The sequence below is a fragment of the Chthonomonas sp. genome (assembly GCF_035294165.1).
GTDB lineage: Bacteria > Armatimonadota > Chthonomonadetes > Chthonomonadales > Chthonomonadaceae > Chthonomonas.
In genome coordinates, this window is sequence record NZ_DATGLN010000161.1 from 34,697 (window position 1) to 57,184 (window position 22,488).

The following is a 22,488-nucleotide window of genomic DNA, read 5'->3' on the forward strand; positions in this document are numbered from 1 at the left end:
TGGCACAAGTTGACAAAAGCTTCCCAATATAGGTAGAGTCTTACTTAGTCTCATATCCATGCTAGGGGTGCTGCAAAGCTGAGAGGGCTATCCTAGCCCAACCCTATGAACCTGATTCGGGTAATGCCGACGGAGGGAAGCCATGACTTATCTACACAGCCATCGCTCCCAAGGTTCGGAGTGATGGCTTTTTGCTTGTCACTACCCAATTGGCCCGTCGTCTGAAAGCGCACCTGGCGCCAAGGAGAAAACGATGAATCTATCTGCTTCTAAAAAGGCATTCACACTGATTGAACTTCTAGTGGTTATCGCCATAATAGCGATTCTCGCAGCTATTCTGTTCCCTGTCTTTGCCCAAGCCCGTGAGCAGGCACGTCAAACTGTTTGTACTTCAAACGTACGCCAACTCAGTATGGCCGTGCAGATGTACCTCCAGGATTACGATGAAACGTTTCCTATCTTCTATGCCTACAACACTTGGGACCCCATCCAAAATGTCCCCGCACCTTCAGGTACGCCCATGCATAAAGGGGTAGAGGTGGAGTTGATGCCTTACGTCAAAAACCATCTCATCTTCAAATGCCCGGACGATCAGGGCGGCCCCTCGCTCTATACCACCTATCAAAATGATGGTTGTCCAAACACCAATACCTATTTTGACTGCTATGGTTCAAGCTATCGCTTCGATCACGGCGTCTTTACCACTATCGCCAACGAATCGAGTCAGGACAATATTCTCTACACTACTACACAAGTGGTTACCTTAGCTTCACTGGCACTTCCGGCAGAAACACGCCTCATGCGTGATGAGATGATGCCTTGGTTTGGTACAAATCCAAGCTATGGATACATTCCAGGCTATTTCCAACAGTGGCATCCGCGCGGCGGAGGAATCGTGTTTGCCGATGGACATGGCAAGTTTATCGTCTCAAGCGCTGCCTTCGACGATGAAGTTGTGTGCCCAGGCGGTGAACGCAGCGGGCAACTCGATCCGAATGCTGCCAGCGATGGCAATCCTGGGAACCCACCTACATACTATTGGCTTTGCGATTAAGCCTATGCACGTTCTTATCCTCGCAAACGGCTCACCACCGCCACGCGATCTAGCCCAACGTCTTGCAAGTGCTGCAGACCTCATCATTGCTACCGACGGCGCTGCAGCAAAAGCGTTTGACCTTGGGCTTCAGCCTCATCTCATATGTGGCGATTTTGACTCCATAGATAAAACGCAGGCGAGCCAACTGTTTCCTTCAGCTGAAATCATCGTGGCAGCTAATCAAGACTATGCTGACCTAGAAAAGTCGCTTCAACTGGCCAGAGAGCGTGGGGCAACTCAGGTCACCGTGCTCGGAGCCACCGGCGGTAGGCTCGATCATACACTTGCCAATCTCGCGCTGCTGCTGTCTTGGCATCAAACAATGGCGCTCTGCATTCAGGAAGCAGACACCACCGTATGGTGTCTCTCTGCAGCGGGTAGCACCCCGAATAAGCATATCATTCCCACTCAACCAAACGATACGATCTCCCTTATCGCGACTCAGCCGGCCATTATCTCTATTCACGGCGTCTTATGGGAGGCCAATCACCTTTTGTTACTGCCGGGAACGCGGGCGGTAAGCAATAAGGCGCTCGGGCATACTGTTGAGGTTGAGATAGTGCAAGGAACGGTTTTTCTCTGCTTGCTAAGCTCCTCCATCATGGAAACATCAACCCCATGACAAACCCGCATTTTTCCCTTTACGACTGGTCGTTTTTTATCATCTACCTGGCCTTTCTTCTATGGATCGGGCTACGAAGAAACCGCATTACCACCGAAGACTACCTAATTGCAAATCGCAACCTTAGCTTGCCTGTATTTGTCGCAACTCTAGTGGCCACATGGTACGGTGGAATTTTGGGCGCCGGAGAGTTCGTCTATACCGATGGACTTGCGGCTTGGGCAGCGAACGGTCTACCCTACTACCTGTTCGCCATCCTTTTCGCTTTGTTCCTAGCAAAGCGTGTCCGTCAAGCAGGCTCTAGCCTCTATACTATTCCCGATCGGTTGGAAATGGAGTACGACCGAGGAACAGCCCTACTTGGGGCCTTACTTGCCTTTCTCTACGCCACTCCATCTCAGTATGTGCTAATGCTTGGAATTCTGCTTCAACTCCTGTTCGGATGGCCTCTCTGGTTAGCGATGCTGGTAGGAACGCTCTTCTCGATCATTTATGCGCTCATAGGTGGTTTTTTGGCCGATGTACGTGTTAACACACTGCAATTCCTGCTCATGTTCTCTGGCTTCATTTTAACGGTGGCCTTCTGTCTGAAAAAATTCGGAGGTGTTCGGCCACTGCTTCGTACGCACCCCCTCCCGCCCCATTACTTTACTGCACTTGGCAACCACAATATGTTATGGCTTTTGGCATGGAGCGTCATTGCACTGCAAACGTTTACCGATCCGGGGTTCCATCAGCGCTGCTATGCCGCCAAAACCCCGCGCATCGCTACACTTGGCATTCTCGTCGCCGTTATCTGCTGGTTTACTTTCGATTCCCTTACTTTTCTTACAGGACTGTTTGCTCGCGTTCTTTTCCCGAATCTAAGCGATCCCACCCTAGCCTTTCCAATCATTGCCGCACAGATTCTGCCGCACGGCCTTCGAGGCTTTTTCTATGTTGGGATGCTGGCACCCATCATGGCCGCAACCGTCTCCTATACATTCATCTCGGCCATGACCATCGGAAGAGACTTTATATGGCGCCTTCGAAACGAAGCCGGGCCACAGAACGTTCCGCGTTATACTCGTATCGGCCTTGTACTTACTTCGTTTATTTCTATCGGCATCGCTTTGGTGGTACGTTCCGTGGTAGAACAGTGGTATCTTTTTGGAAATCTCATCGTATCGGGCCTCCTGTTGCCATTAGTCGGAGCCTACCTATGTCCCCCAAAATGGAAAATCCCAGCCCGTTATGCTTTTCAGACGATGCTCTATGGTTCCCTTGTCGCCTTTCTAGACCTCGGGCTGGGCTGGTGGCATTACCACGGTAACTATCAAGACCTCTGGGGCATTCCGCCCCTCATACCTGGCCTACTGGTTAGTGCTAGCTTTTACCTTCTTGGCGTTAAGCAAACGGCAAAAATGCAAACATCGAGCCTATAGCGGTAATGCTGTTGATCTAGATAACGCCTTTACCTCCTCGGCCGATACCTCTTCACCGCGCTCTGCTGAAAGATAGATACCCTCGGAAATAAGCATGGTATTCAAAGCGATTTCAGCAGTAGGCAACAATGAAACACGCCCCTGCAAAGCGGCTACCCAATGCTGTTGAGAGCTGCCGAATAGGTCTCCTTCTCCACGAAGGCTGTTCCAACGGAATCGTGCGGCGCTTAAACTCGCGGTTGCGTTTAAGTCGAGATCGCCTACACTTTGGTAATATCCAAAGGGTTGCAGACGCACACCGCCCTTTGTTCCTACAAGCGACGAGCCTTCAAAGCCATCTAACTCAATCGCCCACGCCTCGATGATATCCATCGTCAAATCCCCTTCAAATCGCACAAACCCCATCCCTAGCTCTTCGACGCTGTAGCCAGAGCTGCGTCGCCTCTCCTCATCCATCGGCAGCTTCTGATATGTCTTACCGGTAACACGCTCAACCTTTGGGTTGCCAAGCAAGTAGAGGAGTTGGGAGATATGGTAGACCCCCATGTCATAGAGGGCACCTCCGCCGGATACAGCCTTTTGCACAAAGGGAGCTTTCCCATAGCCATCTACATAGGGCCGCCCTCGCCTCCTGAAACCGGTTGAGCGCGCGTGGTATATCTCGCCTAAGAAACCGTTGTCAATTAGTTCTTTTGCAGCCCGGGTCTCGTCGGAATAGAGAAAACCCAGTTGGATGTGCAGCATCTTCCCTTTCTCGCGGGCGCACTCTAACATCGTTACCGCATCACGATAGGAGCCGGCCATTGGCTTTTCGCAGTAGACGTGCAGCCCCCGTTCCAAAGCAGCGACGGTAGCAGGCATGTGGAGATTATTGTGCAAACACACATCTACGGCATCAAGATCGTCTCGTTCGAGCATATCCTGTGTCCGATAATAAACATTCGGGATAGAAAATGTTGCCGCCGTGCTGTCCGCTGCCGATCGGTCAATGTCAGCACAGGCTACAACCTCTACCCCAGAAATACGAGCGTAGTTCTGAAGGTGAATCTGTGCGATCTGCCCGCAACCGATGATGCCAATTCGTATGGACTTTTCCATCGAAACCCCTTTCTCACAAAAGTTTGAAGTTCAATTTCGACGCGCAGTGCAAAATCTCCTGTTATGCCCATACAGTACATGACCCTACCAAGCTCTGAACCACAATTTAAACCCCTAGCTTCTCATAATTCCACAATCACAGAATAAAAACTCGCAGGACTGCTATTGACAAGTCGATCTGTCATCGTGTATAATCGAAACAGTTCGACAACGGAGACGAGTGCACCGTACTTCAATAAAGCTGAGAAGTGCCATGATAATCGAATGGTTTCGATTTCCCGCATTTGTTCTCCTGGCTCTGAACTAAATTCAACGGATGTTTATAAATACAACCTATTGGGAGACAAGTAAATGCAACGAAAAGCTTTTACGCTCATCGAACTGCTTGTCGTGATCGCGATTATAGCGATTCTGGCAGCTATTCTCTTCCCCGTGTTCGCTCAGGCACGGGAAAAAGCGCGGGCGATCTCATGCGTCTCAAATGAGAAGCAACTCGCTACCTCGATCCTCATGTATACCCAAGACTATGACGAGGTTTTCCCCACCGGACTGCAACAAAGCTGGTACGCAAATACCTGGTATGTTCTTGTACAGCCCTATGTGCAAAATCTGCAGGTCTTTCGCTGCCCAGACGATCCTATTGGAACTCCTCCCTCCTGGACTCAACCGTGGGGCGGAATTCGTCTTTCCTACGCCTCCAATGGCTACATGAAATGGGACGGTTCCCACTGGAGCGTCTTCGGTATCATGGGGATGTCGCAGAGCTGGATGGGTAATACCACTACATCACAAGCTCGTATTGGGCGCCCAGCAGAAACCATTCTCTTTACTGAGAAGGACGCCCTGCAGCCTAATATCAACACGATTCCCGGCAACCTGCTCGACTTCGGCCCCGGCTGTATGTTCACCGGCGTGAACTGGTGGGATGGCTTTTCTCCTGGCGAGATTCCTAACGGAACCATCCCGGCCAACTCTGTTACCAATCCGTACGATCCCAACGGGCCTAACGGAGCCGTCACGGCCGTGCACGCACAAAAAGCTAATTTTGCCTTTGCTGACGGTCATGTAAAAGCTTTGACGCCAACGGCTACCGATCCCGACCCGGTTAACCAACCTCAAAACAATATGTGGGACGCAACGCGGCAGTAAGTTTATTACCGATATTCCCAGAAAGGTCTAGGATCAAAATGCCCAAAGTCCAATATAAACGTCTGGTGCTTTCCCTATTAGCTATATTGAGCGCCACCCTAAGTCTCATGGGCTGCAACGTGGATAACACCATGTCGCCTGCGGACATAAAGCGCATGGAAAGCAAGCCGCCTCCAGGAGGCCCACCTCCAGAGGCACTCAAAATGATCCAAAAGATCAACGAAGAGGCTCAACAGAAGATGATGAGCCAAACGCGACAGCAGGCAGCTCCAGCTCATCCTTAAAATCGCTCACTCTTGAGCAACCGCCCCGTTAGCAGCTCCGGGGCGGTTTTTTTTGAGATTTGATGAGGACGCCAACACCTGCCTGTATTGTTACTAGGGGCCGATCAAACGTACCACCAACTGAGCCACAAATTGTAACGCAATAATCAGAATGAGTGGAGATAAGTCTAAACCACCTAATTTCTCCGGTGGAACAAGCCTACGTATGGGAGCCAACATCGGCTCGAAGATCGAATCCAGAAAACGTGCTACCGGCCGAAACGGCCCCAAATCCACGCGGAAAACTTGCAGCCATGAGACGATCACATAGACCAACAAAAGTAGGTTTAGTAGGTTCAAGACCCACAGAATAACGCCTCCTATCCCCATCGGTTCCCCGAAATACATTTTCCTATCCTCCAGAATGCTGCTGCAGCAGCTTTTCTTTCACACGTTTCAGATGAATACTCGCAATGGGGTCGTCAGGATACTGCGCCGCATGCTCCCAAGCCGCTTCCGCTTGCTTCCACTCTCCCAATTGCTCATAACAGTGGGCAAGATTGTGCCACGTAAACCAAGGGCACTTGAACTGAACAGCTTTTTCATAATACGGAACGGCCGCCTTTGGGTTCTTCAAATAGAGCCAGTAGAAATCCCCCATCTCATCGTACATATAATAAGTATCAGGATTTGCCTCAATACCTCGCTTTAAGGTGGCGATCCCCTCCTGTGCCCGATCGGTAGACCATAAGAGCCAAGCGTTGTTAGCATAGGTCTCAACATTGTGAGGGTCGCCTTGGGCCACGATCTGGTTAAGATTGATACAGTGATTATACTCGCCCGCATCGAAATGCGAATCGGCTTGTTCATATAGCTCGTGTAACACCTCTGCTGTTATGGCGTCTGCCGTAGCCGGCTCGGCAGCCACATCTCTTAAAATCCGACTACCAATCGCATCTACTTGCTCCGGCGTTTTGGCGTTTGAGAAAGAGACCGGATGCGGCTTCTTATTCCCTGCAGGCCCCTCTCCTAAAGCGCTACCTATCACCAACGTGGATAGCATGAGCCCCCCGATTATTAAGCCGAGACAACGTCCGGCAACGTCTCTTAAGCGGTCAATTTGGTCTTGATGCATAACCTCCACATCCTTGTTAAAAATCCTGCTCGCCCACGAAATCCATCCAAACTAAGTATACGGTAAAACGAACAGGTTCCAATAACTCTATTTTTGTCTACTACATCCTGCCTGTTGAGACCCACTACCTTTTGAACTGCGTTAATGCCCACTTGGCCGCCTCATTCACGGTGGGGTTGGGGCTTCGTGAAAGTTGCTCAAGAGCAGGTACCGCACGCCTATCTTTTATACGTCCAAGGGCAAGCGCTGCCGCTTTGAGAATCGCATCGTCCGTATCGTGAAATGCAGCATAGATTAAGGCAGGCACAGCCGTCTTGTCACCGATAAGTCCTAACGCCTTGGCGCACTGCTCCCGCACGTCCTCGTTGGGGTCATGCAGGGAACGTATGAGCGCAGAAACCGCACGCCTATCACGCAGCCATCCTAACGCCTGAGCAGAAGCAAACCGCACCAACACAAAGCGATCTTGCAGTCCCAAGATCAATGCCGGCACCGCGCTTTTCTGGCCCAACCCTCCCAGAGCGGCAGCAGCCTGTGCGCGGAGATAGCGATTTTTTCCATATTCAAGAGCGTTGATGAGGGTGACTTCAGCACGTTTATCTCCCAAGCGACCAAGAGCATAGGCTGCATAATACTTCAAATCGGGGTCGGTGCTCATCATCTGCATCCGTTGTAACAATGCAGGTACCACACTCCGGTTGCCGATCTGTGCAATCGAAACGGCTGCAGCGATCCGCACGCTCTCATTGGAATCTTGTAAAAGAGGCAACAGTCTATCTGCAGATGCAGGGTCACGCAGGCGTCCCAAGGCCACAGCCGCCTCCAGCCTCACCCGCGGACTAACGTCCGTTAGCCTCCCCCATAAAACCCTTGCCGCACGTGGATCGCCTATCTCCCCCAAGGCTGTGATTGCCTCGGCTCGAACGATAACCGACCGGTCATTAACAGCCGTTTCGAGAGCGGGTAGTACCCTTCGATCCCCTAGAATCCCCAAGAGTTCTGCTGCTCCCGCACGACGATAAACGCTTTGGTTTTTAAGGTAGGGCACGAGCAACGGTGCTTCTTCGGGTTTCAACGTATTGGCTAGCGCCCGCAACGCATTAGCACGCACAGACACAACCGGATCGCCTAGGGCCTTCAGCAGAGCCGGTATAGCACGTGGACTTTTCATCGTCGCCAGCGCCTGGGCAGCATCTACACGTAACGAGACCTGCGGCGAAGAGAGGGCATGGATTAACTCTTCTGTCCGATCGGCCCTGGCCGCCATTGCCGTCAGAACAACCCACAAGAGACAAACTGCCCACAGCATCACCAGCGTCTTGCCGGGTTTTCTGCAAGTAAAAGGAAGAACGCCCTGTCCTAGAAACGCACAGGCTTTCCAAGAGGTCCTAGGTTCGGCTTTGAGAGTGGAGACATCTAGTGCGGTACCGTCGTCCTTAAGGCGGCATCTCAAGATAGGCTTAACGAACTTTTTGCTCTTCTGCCAACATCTCATCTATCAAACGATTTACCTCTTTTGGATCGGCCTTGCCCTGCGAGAGCTTCATCACTTGGCCTACGAGGAAGCCTTTTTTCTGTACGAGTCCTTTTTCCAAGATATCGGCCACGATCTTCGGATTCTCTGTAAACACCTGCTGAACCATCTGCCGTATTGTCGTTTCGTCACGCAGCGTGATAAGCCCCTCGCGCGCAGCAATTTTGTCGGGGTCTTCTCCACTTTGATACATATGCTCGATGAGCATCTTTGCGATTTTACCACTAATAGTGCCATCGGCTATCATCCGAATCATACTGCCGAGCTGCCGCGGCGTTATGGGGCAGGCATCTATCTCTTTCCCTTCGGCATTCAAAAGCCGACTCAGGTCACCCATAATCCAGTTGGCAGCGGCCTTGGCATCCCGGGCATGTTGTGCGGTTTCCTCAAAATAGTCGGCAAGCGCCCTTGTTTCCGTCAGATAGGAGGCATCGTAATCCGATAGCCCATACTCGCGCATAAACCGTGCCTTCTTGGCATCGGGCAGTTCCGGCATGGTGGCCTTTATCGCCTCGATCCACTCTGGGGTGATCTGCAACGGCACCAGGTCCGGCTCGGGAAAATAACGGTACTCTTGCTCGACCTCTTTAGAACGCTGCGGAAACGTGGCCTGTCGCGCTTCGTTCCACCCGCGAGTCTCTTGTACTACCCTTTCTCCCCGTTCAAGTAAGGCGATCTGTCGAGCGATCTCATACTCTATTCCCTTCTGGACGGAGCGGAAAGAGTTCAAGTTCTTTATCTCGGTCTTCGTGCCATACTCTTTCGCTCCCTTTACCCGCACTGAGACATTTGGCTCACACCGCAGAGAACCTTGCTCCATCTTGCCATCACATACGCCGATATAAGTCAAAATAGCTCGGAGTTTCACCAAATAGGCCCTCGCCTCTTCGGGTGTATGGATATCGGGCGGAAAATCGGTTACGATCTCCATCAGCGGAACACCGCTGCGGTTGAGGTCAATATAGCTTTCGTTCCCAGGCATATGAAACAGCTTGCCCGTATCCTCCTCCAGATGAACCCTACGGATGCGTACCCTCTTGATCTCCCCGTTGACCTCGATATCCAGATACCCGTTACGACCGATCGGCTCATCATACTCGCTGATTTGGTAACCTTTCGGTAAGTCGGGATAGAAGTAGTTTTTACGGTCGAACTTTGCCTTCGGATTGATTTCACAGTTAAGAGCTAGTGCGGCACGGATTACATGTTCCACTGCTTGCCGGTTTGCCACCGGCAAACTCCCCGGCATTCCCGTGCACACCGGGCAGCAACGCGTATTCGGCTCCCCGCCGAACTCGTTTCTACAGCCGCAGAACATTTTGCTCTCTGTCAGAAGTTCGGCATGGCATTCCATGCCGATACAAGCCTCATACTCCGTCATAGAACACTTCTACCCTTTCTCATCATTAAAATACTCTAATACGTAGAGCTTGACGCAGGGTCTCCTCTGAAATCGCTGTTTCCTGTAGCTCGAGTGAAACCTGCTTTTCCTCACCAGGGCGTAAAAAGAAAAAGTTATCACTGAACTGTCCCAGCACGCCGTCCTCCAAACGCAGCCAGACATAGGGGGCAAAACGTTGCGAGCGACATCGTACAATCCATCCGTCGCTATCCCTAATAAGCTCCCACTCTAAACCGGGGTCGGATCGAACCATATCCTTTGGCTCACACAGTAGAATTAAGGCCTCGGAATGCTCACCGTTTGCCCCTTCAAAACGCCCCCACGCAAAACTTTCTCGACGCATCGCTTCGGATAAGCCTAAAGAAAAGCGGTCAACCTCCACAGCGCCATCAGCAGCGACCTCTATCTCATAGGACTTCTCCATGAGAACCTGCCCACAAAAATCGCAAACCTGCGCATGCAGAACGCCCTGCAGCGGTTTTTCCGAATCTTGCACCAGCCAAACCACAAGAGCATCCTCTTCTAAGAATAGAGATACCAAAAGCGGCGCGTAGGCGCGCTTGACGGCATAATAGGCCGCTTTTGGCAAGCCCTCATAGTCTATAACAGACCAAGACTGCACCGGCCAGCAGTCGTTCCACTGCCAAAAGAGTGTGCCACGACATCGCCCCTTGTTTCGCCGCCAGTGCTCAATACCACATCGCAACGCCTCTGCCTGATTCAACTGCGAATAGTAGACAAGGTCTTCTAGCTGCCTGGGGTATGGAAAATGGAGGGCGATCAACCCTAAATAGGTCTCGTACCCTTTTCGGGTCTTATCATGCCATCTTACGGCAGGCGAATGCGCCCAGCGCATCTCGGGTGAAAGCCACCGTTCCCAACAGGTTAAGCTGCAAGAAGAAGCGAACCCAAACTCGGAAATGAAGCGGCCCTTATCCTCGCGATAGTGCACCCAGTCGCCGGCACCATGCCATACGTTCCAGTTATGCCGATCTCCCATCTCTTCACTGTTTGGGTTCTCCCCTCCATAGGGCGAGCCGGGCCAGTAAGGCCTACCGGAGTCCTCCTCCGCCACAACCCTAGGAAGTATCTCCTCATAGAGCTTCTCGCCCAATAATCGTGCCGGTAGATTCGACTTCCCAACCCAGCCATCATAATGCATCTGTTGGTTCTCATTGTTCCCACACCACAAGGCCAGCGAAGGATGCAGTCGCAAGCGACGAATGGCCGCCCGGGCTTCGGCGGCCGCCTTCTCGGCATACTCTCCTGTATCTGGGTAATAGGAACAAGCATAAGGAAAATCTTGCCACACGAGGATGCCAAACTGGTCGCATAACGAGTAAAACTGCTCGGACTCATAAAGCCCACCACCCCATACCCGCAGCATATTTATACCGGCATCGGCCGCTTGACGTAAGAGGTTATAAACGACTTCTACATTGGTCTTAGTAGAGGCTGAGTGTTCAGGAAAAGAGCTTGCCGGAATCCAGTTTGCTCCCTTCATAAACAGCTCTCGACCGTTTACCCGAAATCCAAAACTTTCACCGTATTCGTCCGGCTGCCTTACAAGCTCAATTTTTCGCAAACCTATATTGCAGCGAGCAACGTCTACTGTTCGCCCATCGCACTCCAAAATCCATTCTGTCCTATAAGTAGCTCCCCGCTCACGTACATCAACACACCCATTAGGCCACCATAAATGGGGCTTCTCAATTGTCAAGTCTAGACTGGCCTCTGCATACAGCGAAGCCGGTGCAATTTCAGTTTGCCCCGAGATCGTTTCACTCTTTCCGTGCATCCTCACCGTTAGAGTCAGAGAATGCTGCCTCTGCTGGGGATCGCGCTCGACCGCCGCATATAGCCGCACCGTGGCCCGCTCCTCCGACAACGAAAGTATCTGGTATCGGAGATGCAGGAAGCGCGCGACAGGCACAAAGAGTAATTTCACATCTTTCCAAATTCCACAAGAGACCAATTCCGGGCCCCAATCCCAACCATACATATATTGCGCTTTGCGCACAAAGGCCCGCGGCCCCCAACTAAACCACTGTTCAGGAAGCGTAACGTTGCCGGCCTCATTCCACGCGCGTAAACGTTCACGACCGACACGTAAGGCCGCGTGGAATCGAACACGCAATACGTTCCTCCCTGCCTCACCGGCCCCATGGTTCAAAAGCTCCCTCACCCCGAACTCGTGGGGCACAAACATATTATCCACCTGCCCTAAGGGCCGACCATTTAGCTCGATTTCGGCAACCGTATCGAGTCCTTCAAAACAAAGATAGACACTTCCATCCGGCAGGGACTCTAAGAAGAATATGCCTTCATACTCCCAATCGCGCTCATCTACCCACTGCACACTGCGCTCCTGGAGATCGACATAGGGGTGCGGTATTGCCTTCTGCCGCAATAGGTCTAGGTGCACAAACCCAGGTACCGTCGTCGGCATCCAGTCAAGCTGGGTGGACGGAGAAACGTTCGGTCGAGGAACCTCACGAAAACGCCATCTCGCTCCGGCTTGGGTAACCAGTGAGCGCGAATGTACCCCCACAACACGATCTACAGCAGGCACCATCCTCTCCTTTTCGAACTCCTCTCTGGCTCACGAGGCGCTGAGACAGAATACCCTGTCAGCCCTGACAAATTATACCAAAAACAGAAGGTCGTCCCCCGTTTTGGGGGGACGACCAACCTAAAGAAGCGGTGCAGCATCTGCCTAGACGTAAGCCGACCAGCACTACGTCGCACCTATATCACAACATTTTCTAGGAGGAACGGGTAGCCAAGGGTATAAACAGGTGTTTATAAGGGAACTAACCCAGATGCTGCCCCCCCTTGCGTCTCATCCCATATCGAGGAGAGGGCGCATACCAGTCTGCCACCGTCGGCGCCGTCCGCAAAAGCATCTGCAGCGATTGCAAAAGGGCACGTCGCCTCGCCTGAGGCAGTTGGGCAAGAGCGGCTTCTGCACGTTGTACGCGCAAGGCTCTGCGCTCCTCCATCAACTGTCGCCCCTTTTCCGAAAGCTGCAGCATGCGCGTGCGCTTGTCTTGGTTCCCTACCATCCGCACCACGAGTCCGGTTTGCTCCAAACGATCTGCAAGCTGTGTAACAGCACTTACCGTAATGCCCATCTCCTCGCTCAACGACGAAAGGTTTCGAGGGCCGTACTGCAACAGTGTGCACATCCGCAACTGGGCCAACGGCATCTCACTGGTGGGATGATCAAGAGATAGCGAGTAAAGCCAGCGCACGAGGTAGGGCAGAAGCTCTTCCAACCGCTCCGCCTGCTCCCGCAACGACAGATCGTCACTTTGAGGAGCCAATGCCGACAACTCCTGCGACGTTACCGGAGATCGCTCCCACTCCTCAATGTCGCCCATGAAATGTTTAATTCGAGACATGATCCAGGTACCTACCTATAAACGAGTTTGAACTTGCTTTGCATGGATAGCAGCATCCACAGTTTTTATTCCTCGAACGAACCTACCACCCGTCTGTTCGTTTGAGTTCTTTTCTAGTATACCAGATCGCATTTTATTTTGCAAGTCGTTCCCAAAAATTTATACCTATGCCGCATTATATCCTTCTCACGTACATGAGATTAATGTAATAACCCCATCTTTCGTAAGGAGCGTAAAGTCACCTCCTCCAACGACTGCTCGGAAGAGATGCGCAGATAGTCTGCTCCATATCGGCGACAATAGGCGGCAATCTCACTGCAAAAACCATCTAACGTTTGCCGGTAACGCTGTAAAAGCTGCGGGGTTATGCTAAGTTCGCGGTTTTCGCTCGTTTCGCTATCAATAATTCTCAAGTCGCCCCTTAACGCAGGCTCTATTTCGTCTGGTGCCAGCAGGTGTAGCACGGTTACCTGAAAACCTCTGGCAAACAACGATTTCAGGCCCTCACGCCAACCTGGATCAAAAAAGTCGGAAATGACCATAGCTAGCCCTCTACTGCGCGCCCCAGCAGCAAAACGATGAAGGGCTACCGCAAAGTCGGTTCGCTCCGCAGGCTCCAACTGATGCAGATAAGCAAAAAGGGGTGCGATACCAACCCTCCCCCGCTGAACAGGCAAAGGCCTCTCCAGTGAGGATGAATAGGGCTGAACGATCACTCTATCGTAATTCACAAGTCCGATGTACCCCACCGCTGCCGCCAGCCGTCTGGCATAATCTATTTTTCGTGGCTCCCCAAATCCCATGGAACGACTACTATCTACCAACAACGCTAGGAAGAGGTCTTCCTCTTCAACAAATAGCTTAAGATAGAAACGCTCGCTCCTAGCCGCCATATTCCAATCTACATAACGCAGATCATCACCGGGGATATACTCGCGATAATCGGTGAATTCCACGCTGCTCCCACGCCGTGTGGAACGTTTCTCGCCTTTCATCTGGCCAGGAAACGGTTTCCTACATACCAAGGATAGTCGCTCGAGCTTTCTTAGAAAAGCAGGATCTAGCAGTTGAGCTTCGGTCGGCATCACTATATCCTCTTATCTACTTCTTTGACAGTCGGCTCTTTGCTGCCAATAAATCGCGTATCTCTGACTCAAGCTTGGCGGGGTCAATTTGCCCTACAATACGTGCCCTCAACCTGCCAGTCTTGTCGAAAACGTAAGTCCGAGGTATAGCACCGTCCATCTTCGGATCATAGGGTTTTAAAAACTGCAATGCGTCGTTGGTAGAGGCGATATAAGCAGGCATCGGTGCATTGTGCTTTTCTAAGAAGGCGATAACCTGCTTTTTGTCGCTAGGCTGATCAACCGATACCGTTATTAAGCGCAGTCCGCGGGGCGCATACTTCTTCGACAGTGCTACAAGCTCCGGGAATTCGGCGACGCACGGCCCGCACCATGTAGCCCAAAAGTTGATTAACACCACATGCCCGCGTAGCGTGTGCAACTCTGCTTGTAGAGCTTTTGGCGTCCCGGCCTTCACAACTATCGCCTTGTTCGCCACTCTCGTATGTGGATGCTTAGGCGGGCTGGCGCTTGCTGCGGTGCTCCAATAGACCGCGGTTAAATAGAGGCTTGCGAAACGAACTAAAAATTTTCTCACCTATCTTACCCCCATCGTCCTAAACTGTTGACTTCTCATACGCAAATCTCATCCGTCCCATCACCACGTACACAGCAGAAAACGAGGTGCGGCCTCTTCCCTTCCTACAGAAACTTCCCTCTAGCCCTGATCTCCCAAACATCCTCCACCTCCTCTCCCTTCACCACATACATGCGCTCATGCAGGTTCACACAGGTGCAGGCATGGTTCGGCACAATTCTTACCTTATCTCCCACCCGCAATCGGGCGCTTCCTTCTGCCTGCAGATGCCCGTGCTCCTCACTTGCCGCCACAAAACGCAGAGAAGGGTCTTCCAAAATCTCCCCCATCGTCTGATCGGCAAACGGCTTGTCACCGGCCAAGGCTTTGGTGCCAGCATCCACGATAACCCGGCCATCCGGTCGCACACTTATCACCGTTGCAAGCACCGTTAGGGCGCAACTCTCCGGCGGTGCACCTCGCGCCACCTGCATGCGGTCATTAAAAACGTAGACTCCGCATCGCAACTCATCAAGCCCCGGAACCGGAGCGGTAAACCGTGCACCTGGTGTGGAACCAACACTGATAATAGAAATCGGAATACCTTGCCTTATGAGGCTGTCTCTGAGATCGGCCAACTCCTCTGCCATCCTGGCGACTGCAGAAGCTCGTTCTCGATCGCTGTTCGCCTGATAGAGATGTCCCTCATAAGTAAAAATGCCGTCCAATTCCAGGTTCGGCAGTCGCGCAAGGGCATCTGCCACCTCCATCGCCTCGTCTTTTGTGCGAACGCCGGCCCGATGCAAGCCCGTGTCCACCTCTAACCGCACCCCGATGCTTACGCCCGCACGCTTAGCCGCCTCACTCAAAGGCATGGCTACTTCCAGACTATCCACCCCAACCCGAACCGTACAGTTGCGTGCAAGCCCTACTAAGCGCTCTAACTTCTGCTCTCCTACAATTTGGTTGGCAATAAATAGGTCCTTACACCCTGCTTCGGCGAAAACCTCTGCCTCACCTAGCTTCGCAACGGTCAAACCTACCGCGCCGGCAGCAAGCTGCATCCGGGCGATCTCCGGTGTTTTATGGGTCTTCGCATGAGGTCGCAACATCTTGCCATGGCAACGGGTTAGCTCTGCCATGTTACGGATGTTGGCCTCCAACCGCTCCCGTTCAACAAGCAGCGCGGGCGTATCAAGCGCGTGATATTTCAACTGCCACTCCTCTAGCGACTTCTTTATTTAATTATTTAATTTCTCCACTCTACCCGCATCTCCTTCTTTGCAACCTCATATGTGCTTCCACACGTACACCGAAATGGAGAGGGTTCAAATGGTATCCTTATGCTTAAGTTTAACAAGCGCTCTGCCGAAACTTCTCAATGAGGAGAGTTTCCTATGCTAACCCGCACCCTTCTACTGCAGATGGCCCAAAATCGCGGCCTCGAAACTTTTGCCCGCAAAAACTCCCTTGCGGCTCGCATTGCACGGCGCTTCATCGCCGGCGAGACCCTCGAAGAGATCGTAGAACCCGTCCGTGCACTTAATCAGGCCGGTATGACCGCCACCCTTGATTATCTTGGTGAAAGCATCACCTCAACGAAAGAGGTTGAACAGGTTGTTACCACCTACTTCAACCTCATGAGCCTTATCCGCCGAGAACGGCTGAAGGCAAGCATCTCGCTCAAACTTACTTCGCTTGGCCTCGATATTGACCCCGATCTGGCCCAACGAAACCTCGAAACCCTGGTGGAGGCAGCACTGCCCGATCTGTTCATTCGTATAGACATGGAAGGCTCCGCCTACACGCAAAAAACCCTCGACATTTTCTACACGACCTTCAAAAAACGACCGGAATATCAGAACCACCTCGGTGTTGTAATCCAAGCCTATCTCTACCGCAGCGAGGCCGATATCGAAGAGCTAATTCGTCTTAAAGCGCGTGTCAGATTGTGCAAAGGGGCCTATAAAGAGCCACCCTCCATCGCCTTTCAGAAACCGGACGATATCCGCGCTAACTACCTCAAACTTATGCAACGCCTTCTGCTCGAAGGAAACTACCCAGCCCTGGCCACACATGACCTGCAACTAATCAACGCAGCAAAGCTCTTTGTCAAAGAGCATAACATCTCGAAAGACCGATTTGAATTTCAGATGCTCTACGGCGTTCGACGTCCTCTCCAACTGCAGATCGCAAAGGAAGGCTACAACATTCGTATCTATACTCCCTTTGGCGATCATTGGTACCCCTACACGATGCGCCGACTAGCCGAACGCCCTGCCAATCTCTGGTTTGCCCTGCAAAGCTTTTTGCGAAAATAGAGCCTCCTCTAACGTATAAAACTGAGGATGGGCCGACTGAACTTATTGGGCTTTGAATCGGTCAATATCAGTAGAATTCAGCCCAAAAGGACGAATCGGTGACCGCCGTCTACAAACAGACCCCCTCTGGGGACGAAAAGACTATCATGAAGACACGCCTAAAAGATGCTGGAGAACCGGCGTTGCAAACGATTACAGCCTCTGAGAAATCGAGCCGGCCAACCTCACAGTTCACCAATATCGCCGATATCTACGAGCTGGTTGCCACTACGATAGACGACGTCGTTAGCCTCCATACGCTTAATGGAGCCTTCCTGTTTGTCAGCCCTTCAGTCCAAAAAGTCCTTGGCTACACTCCTTCTGAACTTATACATAGTGCCATCACCGACTTAGCGCACCCCGCCGATCTCAAACGCTTGCGCCCCCTTGCGTTGATGCAGCAAAACCGTAACAAAACGCGCACGATTGTTTGGAGATGCCGTCATAAGGACGGTCAATTCCTTTATTTAGAAACAAAGACCACACTTCTTGTAGACAACGAGGGACGCCCCGAGGCCATCCTTTGCGCCTCCCGCGACGTAACCGAGCGCGAAAATCTCTTAGCCAAACTCAACGCCAGCCGAAAAGAGTTGACTCGTCAAAAGCGCGAACTGGAACGCGTGAATGCTCGGCTTTCCACCCTAGCTACTATAGACGGCCTTACAGGTTTAAAAAACCATCGCGTCTTTCAGGAACAACTCGAAATCGAGTTTCGTAGAGCAAGGCGCTATCAACTGCCGCTCTCATTGCTCATGCTCGATGTAGACCACTTTAAACTTTATAACGACACCTATGGCCACCTTGCAGGGGATGAAGTCCTTCAGCATGTTGCCCGCTTGCTGACTTTAGTAGCGCGACAGACCGATTTCGTTTGCCGCTATGGTGGCGAAGAGTTTGCCGTCATCTTACCTAACACCCCTGCCGATGGAGCTTTGGCGCTTGCTGAAAGGTATCGCACCGCGATCGCTTCGGAGAATTGGGCTTTTCGGCCCATCACTATAAGCATCGGTGTTGCCTCGCTTACACCGGAAATCCAGTATCGCGCCGAACTCATAGAAAAAGCGGATCGAGCGCTCTATCACTCTAAGCAAAACGGCCGTAACCGTATTACCCACATTCGTGAACTAGAAGCGCCGCTACAGGCCGCCAGCTAATCTCATAAAGCTTGCGGCAGGATACCCCCGCGATTTAGGCAAAGGACAGATGCTTTCCTCTTTTTTCTTTGGAAAGCAGGACGATGCCCTTCCCATCAAGGCCGACGTCCTCCACAAGGCCACCTATCACACCGCGCGAGAACGGTTCTCCCTGTGCCCTAATGGCCGTGCGCTGCCTCGCCAAGACGGCAGATGCCTACAAATAGGCTAAAAGGGTTTCCCCTTTCTCTCAATGGCTTAACCATTCCATCAGTCAGCGGATAGTTCACAATACCCTCCTCTCGCCCAAGGCACTCGTTCTGGAGAACCTTGTGGGTATTCGAGGACGTGCAAAGTCTCAGAGCCAGTTTGTTTGCCTTCGATGTGGTTATGGGTTGAATGCGGCTTGGAATGCCGCCATTAACCTAACAACATGGGCAGCTCTAACTCAGCCTAAGGTTGCCGCACTCACAGAGCGTGAGTTATAAAGCAGCCATGCCGTTTCTCCACATTGACCTCCTCAGAGAATGTGTGCTATACTTCTACCATGAGGTCAACCTATTCCAATAAATACCCTCTTCGCACTTATAACGCACAGTCCTGCTTCCTTCGCACACCGCTTTCAGAAAACAACATTCGGAGAACGAACCGCTTATGACGTCGCAATCCTCCTTTGATGCCGATGTAGTCGTGATTGGCTCCGGCCCAGGGGGCTATGTTTGCGCCATTCGTGCTGCCCAACTTGGCGCCCGAACCGTCTGTATTGAAAAAGAGGACACCGAGTGGGGTGGAACCTGCCTTAACTGGGGCTGCATCCCTACCAAAACCATGATCGCTAGCGTCGAGCGCCTGCATCACGTTAAACAGGCCGACGTTATGGGTGTGCAGATTCAAGGTACCATCGCCTTCAATTTTGATGTGATGATGCAACGCAAACAAAAGGTCGTTACCACACTCCGCAAAGGCGTGCAATCCCTCCTCAAAAGCAATCACGTGCGAAGCATCATCGGAACCGGCCGCTTCAAAGATGCCCATACTATCGAGGTCACCAAACCCGACGGCTCCACAGAGCTTGTTACAACCCAAAACACGATCATTGCCACCGGTTCAGAACCGATCTTCCCTCCTATTCCCGGCCTCGAACGGAATCCCAAAGATAAGCGAGGGGAAAGCAGTAACGGCATCTGGACAAGCGATGAGGCGGTTTCCGCCAAAGAATGCCCAAAACGGATGGTCATTCTCGGAGCCGGAGCTGTAGGGCTTGAGTTTGCCTACACTTTCCGTGGGCTTGGTGCTGAGGTAACTGTTGTAGAAATAGCCCCCGAAATCCTTCCTACCGGTGATAAGGAGATCGCTACGGAGCTTCGAAAGGCATTGACCCGGCAGGGTATCACTTTCTTTATCAATTCAAAAGTAACCGCCGTTCAACATAAACGCTCCTCCCGCTTGGTTACTATTGAGGACGGAAATGGCAAGCAGACGGAAATAGAAACCGATGTCGTTCTCGTGGGCACCGGAAGGCGCCCCCGCATAGCAGACCTCGGCCTGGAAGCCATCGGAGTTCAAACGGTCACCGACGGCCCTCTCTCACGTCGTGGCATTGTGGTGGATGAATACTTGCAGACCAGTGTGCCCCATGTCTACGCCATCGGAGACGTAACCGGAAAGCAACTTCTCGCCCACCTCGCCTCACATATGGGCATTGTGGCTGCCGAAAATGCGATGGGGCATAAGGTGAAAATGGACTACCGTGCCGTGCCTGCCCCCATTTTCACTTCACCCGAAGTGGCCTCCGTAGGCCTTACCGAAGAGGAGGCACGCGACAAAGGATACGATGTGGTTACCGGTCGTTTCCCATTTCGTCCCCTCGGCCGTGCCATGGCTATTAACGAACAAGAAGGCCTTATCAAGGTAGTCTCCGAAAGAAAATATGGTGAGGTACTCGGTGTGCATATCGTTGGCCCTTATGCCACGGAGCTGATTCACGAGGCCGTAGTCGCCATTAAGCTTGAGTCTACCGTCGAGGAGCTAATGTCTACCATCCATGCACACCCAACGCTTTCCGAAGCCATGGGCGAAGCTGCCCTGGATACCCAAGGTATTGCCATTCATAAACTGAGACCCTAACCCGATGCAACGTCGTCATCTACTCGCCTGTGCCCTGCTCCTGCTCGGTGCCGCCCTTGCCACAGGGTGTGCGAACGCACCAACCGCTCCTAAAATCGCCGCCCTGGTGCTCGATGTCGGTGGGCCTGATGATCGCTCCTTCAACCAAAGCGCTATCAACGGTCTCAAATGCGCCCAACAAAAATTACATCTCTCACCAGATTCTCTGAAATGGGTCGAATCTCATAGCCCCTCCGACTACCAAACCAACCTTACCAACATGGCGCGTCAAGGCTATAAAGTGGTTTTTGCCGTGGGCTACGCTATGGAAGATGCCCTAAAACAGGTGGCTCCGCAGTTTCCTAACACGAAATTTGCCATCATAGATGACCCCGGCCCTAACCTCCCCAACTGCGCCGGCCTCGTTTTTAAAGAACAAGAAGGCTCCTTCCTTGCCGGTTTCCTGGCCGCTTCTATGAGTAAAACAAAGAAAATCGGCTTTGTGGGCGGGCAACAAATCCCTCTCATCGAGAAGTTCGAGGCAGGCTATCGGGCCGGTGCGGAAACTGCAGACCCCTCGGTAAAAGTCACTGCAACCTACACCGGCGATTGGAACGATGTGCTCAAAGGACGTAGTCAGGCCGAACAGCAGTTTGCTGCCGGGGAGGATATTATCTATCATGCCGCCGGAAAAGCGGGGCTAGGTGTTATCGAAGCTGCCAAGGCGCGGGGGCCGGGCTATTTTGCCATTGGCGTTGACCAGGATCAGGACTACCTCGCTCCAGGCCGCGTTCTTACCAGCATGGTCAAACATGTAGATAGGGCGGTTTGCGATACCATCCAGCGCGTCGTAGAAAGCCGCTTCACCCCCGGCGAGCATGTCTACGGCCTGAAAGAGGGCGGCGTCGGACTCAGTGAGATGCGGTACACGAAACAGCTTATTCCGCCTGTCATTCTAAAAAAATTAGCGGTCATTCAACAGATGATCATCCAAGGAAAAATCGTCCCGCCCACCTCACTCGCACAACTAAAAACTTTTCATCCGCCTCACATTCCGTAAAGCCTTTATCTCTCATCGGCGTCTTATACCCGAACACACCTCAAGGTTTCCTACGCTCTCGCATGCAGTAGCCGCTCGCCTTACTCTTGAAAGCTCAGCTTCGCAACCTCTGCAGCGATGATTCTCGCCAGAGCGTCGAACGGTTCAATATCCAAATCTAGTTCAGCAACCACAGCTTCATCGAATCCCGCGTCAGCCTCACCAAGAATGCAGGTTATCCCGGCACGATGTGCTAAAGCGTTGCCCATATGAACTAGCAAGGCCAGCATATCGGGTTCATGCCTGCATGACATCGGGTCATGATGATTCCCTATGGCCTCATGATACACCACCGGCAACTGCCAACGGCCTGCAACTAATCGCCCACACTCTTGATGCGTAAACTGCATGATGGAATACTCCGCCTGAAATTGGGTTAGGTTCTCCGACTGCACCGTCTCATGAACCAGATTCATCTGGAGTGGCAAAAACATATAAAGCGCCGGTTTTCCGATGTCGTGTAGCAGTCCTGCGATGAAGGCTAGTTCGGGGTCTGCGTAATGAACCATGGCCGCAAGAACTTTACAACTACATGCGACCGCCAACGAATGCTGCCAAAACGATTGGGAATCGAAAAGTCTATGTAGGCGCTTTCCGTTGAGAGAGCTATGATAAGCGGCCGTAATACAGATCGAGCGCACCGTATTGATCCCAAGTCGCGCGATAGCCTGCGACAGATTGGTCAGGCTTCCATTACCGCCATAATAGGCAGAGTTCGCCGCCCGAAGAATATTTGCCGCTAAAGCGGGATCACGTAGGATAATGCGCTCGTATTCGCGAATATTTGTGTTATAGTCGGCCATCCCCATGATCTCGCTCGCAGCGCTCGACAATAAAGGGAGTGATGGCGTTCGTGCAATCCGTATCTCGAGTTGAGAAAGCTCCATGTTTGAACCCTTATTCCGACTTTATAATCTATTTTCGGCACCTTTTTACCACCGAATGAGGCCGTATTTACTCAAACTCCTATGCGGTTTTCTGCCACTTGCCCCCCCTCAACATGCCCTCTGTGTCCCGCCTAT

The 22,488-nt window shown here is 52.1% G+C and carries 20 protein-coding genes and 1 riboswitch; of the genes, 9 read left to right on the forward strand and 11 right to left on the reverse strand.

From position 1 onward, the window contains the following. Positions 1–53 precede the first annotated feature (53 nt). Positions 54–155: riboswitch (TPP riboswitch) on the forward strand. A gap of 98 nt (positions 156–253) precedes the next feature. Genes VKV29_RS08295 through VKV29_RS08305 form a run of 3 tightly spaced genes read left to right on the forward strand, consistent with a single transcriptional unit; the run spans position 254 to position 3,142 of the window. Beyond that, on the forward strand, positions 254–1,054 hold the full coding sequence (locus VKV29_RS08295) for a type II secretion system protein (protein ID WP_324200837.1): 801 nt from the start codon (positions 254–256) through the stop codon (positions 1,052–1,054). Positions 1,055–1,058: 4 nt separating this feature from the next. Then, positions 1,059–1,718: a thiamine diphosphokinase gene (locus VKV29_RS08300; protein WP_324200838.1), complete on the forward strand. Its 660-nt coding sequence runs from the start codon at positions 1,059–1,061 to the stop codon at positions 1,716–1,718. After that, on the forward strand, positions 1,715–3,142 hold the full coding sequence (locus VKV29_RS08305) for a sodium:solute symporter family protein (RefSeq protein WP_324200839.1): 1,428 nt from the start codon (positions 1,715–1,717) through the stop codon (positions 3,140–3,142). The genes VKV29_RS08300 and VKV29_RS08305 overlap by 4 nt, the downstream gene beginning before the upstream one ends. Here the strand turns inward: VKV29_RS08305 and VKV29_RS08310 are convergent. Beyond that, the gene (locus VKV29_RS08310; protein WP_324200840.1) at positions 3,137–4,240 is read right to left on the reverse strand and encodes a Gfo/Idh/MocA family oxidoreductase; all 1,104 of its coding nucleotides are present in this window, start codon (positions 4,238–4,240) and stop codon (positions 3,137–3,139) included. The two genes, VKV29_RS08305 and VKV29_RS08310, sit on opposite strands and share 6 nt — an antisense overlap. 351 nt (positions 4,241–4,591) lie before the next feature. On the opposite strand from VKV29_RS08310, the gene VKV29_RS08315 reads away from it, so the two are divergent. Together VKV29_RS08315 and VKV29_RS08320 are read left to right on the forward strand one after the other, a co-directional pair. Next, positions 4,592–5,389 (forward strand): DUF1559 domain-containing protein, encoded by a 798-nt coding sequence (locus VKV29_RS08315; protein WP_324200841.1) that lies wholly within the window; start codon positions 4,592–4,594, stop codon positions 5,387–5,389. 38 nt (positions 5,390–5,427) lie between these two features. Continuing rightward, the gene (locus VKV29_RS08320; RefSeq protein ID WP_324200842.1) at positions 5,428–5,673 is read left to right on the forward strand and encodes a hypothetical protein; all 246 of its coding nucleotides are present in this window, start codon (positions 5,428–5,430) and stop codon (positions 5,671–5,673) included. Between the two features lie 93 nt (positions 5,674–5,766). Here VKV29_RS08320 and VKV29_RS08325 read toward each other — a convergent pair whose 3' ends face one another. The 9 genes from VKV29_RS08325 to VKV29_RS08365 all read right to left on the reverse strand — a co-directional run bounded on the left by VKV29_RS08325 (position 5,767) and on the right by VKV29_RS08365 (position 15,982). Continuing rightward, entirely contained in the window at positions 5,767–6,060 is a 294-nt protein-coding gene (locus VKV29_RS08325) for a YggT family protein (RefSeq protein ID WP_324200843.1), read from the reverse strand. A 4-nt stretch (positions 6,061–6,064) separates the two neighbouring features. Continuing rightward, positions 6,065–6,787, reverse strand: a complete 723-nt coding sequence (locus tag VKV29_RS08330; protein WP_324200844.1) for a tetratricopeptide repeat protein — start codon at positions 6,785–6,787, stop codon at positions 6,065–6,067. 124 nt (positions 6,788–6,911) lie between these two features. After that, positions 6,912–8,096 (reverse strand): HEAT repeat domain-containing protein, encoded by a 1,185-nt coding sequence (locus VKV29_RS08335; protein WP_324200845.1) that lies wholly within the window; start codon positions 8,094–8,096, stop codon positions 6,912–6,914. Between the two features lie 151 nt (positions 8,097–8,247). Next, on the reverse strand, positions 8,248–9,702 hold the full coding sequence (gene gatB / locus VKV29_RS08340; protein ID WP_324200846.1) for an Asp-tRNA(Asn)/Glu-tRNA(Gln) amidotransferase subunit GatB: 1,455 nt from the start codon (positions 9,700–9,702) through the stop codon (positions 8,248–8,250). A 25-nt stretch (positions 9,703–9,727) separates the two neighbouring features. Then, on the reverse strand, positions 9,728–12,298 hold the full coding sequence (locus tag VKV29_RS08345; RefSeq protein ID WP_324200847.1) for a beta-mannosidase: 2,571 nt from the start codon (positions 12,296–12,298) through the stop codon (positions 9,728–9,730). Positions 12,299–12,536: 238 nt separating this feature from the next. Further along, positions 12,537–13,127 carry a MarR family winged helix-turn-helix transcriptional regulator gene (locus tag VKV29_RS08350; protein WP_324200848.1) on the reverse strand — a complete coding sequence of 197 codons (591 nt, stop codon included), beginning with the start codon at positions 13,125–13,127 and terminating at the stop codon, positions 12,537–12,539. Positions 13,128–13,327: 200 nt separating this feature from the next. Next, complete coding sequence (locus tag VKV29_RS08355) at positions 13,328–14,083, reverse strand: DUF58 domain-containing protein (RefSeq protein ID WP_324200849.1); 756 nt, start codon at positions 14,081–14,083, stop codon at positions 13,328–13,330. Positions 14,084–14,228: 145 nt separating this feature from the next. Then, the gene (locus tag VKV29_RS08360) at positions 14,229–14,789 is read right to left on the reverse strand and encodes a TlpA disulfide reductase family protein (RefSeq protein WP_324200850.1); all 561 of its coding nucleotides are present in this window, start codon (positions 14,787–14,789) and stop codon (positions 14,229–14,231) included. Positions 14,790–14,893: 104 nt separating this feature from the next. Then, complete coding sequence (locus tag VKV29_RS08365; RefSeq protein WP_324200851.1) at positions 14,894–15,982, reverse strand: alanine racemase; 1,089 nt, start codon at positions 15,980–15,982, stop codon at positions 14,894–14,896. Between the two features lie 183 nt (positions 15,983–16,165). Here VKV29_RS08365 and VKV29_RS08370 point away from each other — a divergent pair, with 183 nt between their 5' ends. The 4 genes from VKV29_RS08370 (at position 16,166) to VKV29_RS08385 (ending at position 21,427) form a co-directional block, all read left to right on the forward strand. Further along, positions 16,166–17,089: a proline dehydrogenase family protein gene (locus VKV29_RS08370; RefSeq protein WP_324200852.1), complete on the forward strand. Its 924-nt coding sequence runs from the start codon at positions 16,166–16,168 to the stop codon at positions 17,087–17,089. Between the two features lie 146 nt (positions 17,090–17,235). Continuing rightward, a complete protein-coding gene (locus VKV29_RS08375; RefSeq protein ID WP_324200853.1) occupies positions 17,236–18,282 on the forward strand; it encodes a GGDEF domain-containing protein in 1,047 nt (348 codons plus the stop codon). Positions 18,283–18,915: 633 nt separating this feature from the next. Further along, positions 18,916–20,388 carry a dihydrolipoyl dehydrogenase gene (gene lpdA, locus VKV29_RS08380; protein WP_324200854.1) on the forward strand — a complete coding sequence of 491 codons (1,473 nt, stop codon included), beginning with the start codon at positions 18,916–18,918 and terminating at the stop codon, positions 20,386–20,388. A 4-nt stretch (positions 20,389–20,392) separates the two neighbouring features. Further along, positions 20,393–21,427 (forward strand): BMP family ABC transporter substrate-binding protein, encoded by a 1,035-nt coding sequence (locus VKV29_RS08385; RefSeq protein WP_324200855.1) that lies wholly within the window; start codon positions 20,393–20,395, stop codon positions 21,425–21,427. 80 nt (positions 21,428–21,507) lie between these two features. Here the strand turns inward: VKV29_RS08385 and VKV29_RS08390 are convergent, their stop codons facing one another. After that, positions 21,508–22,353 carry an HDOD domain-containing protein gene (locus VKV29_RS08390; protein ID WP_324200856.1) on the reverse strand — a complete coding sequence of 282 codons (846 nt, stop codon included), beginning with the start codon at positions 22,351–22,353 and terminating at the stop codon, positions 21,508–21,510. Positions 22,354–22,488 lie beyond the last annotated feature (135 nt).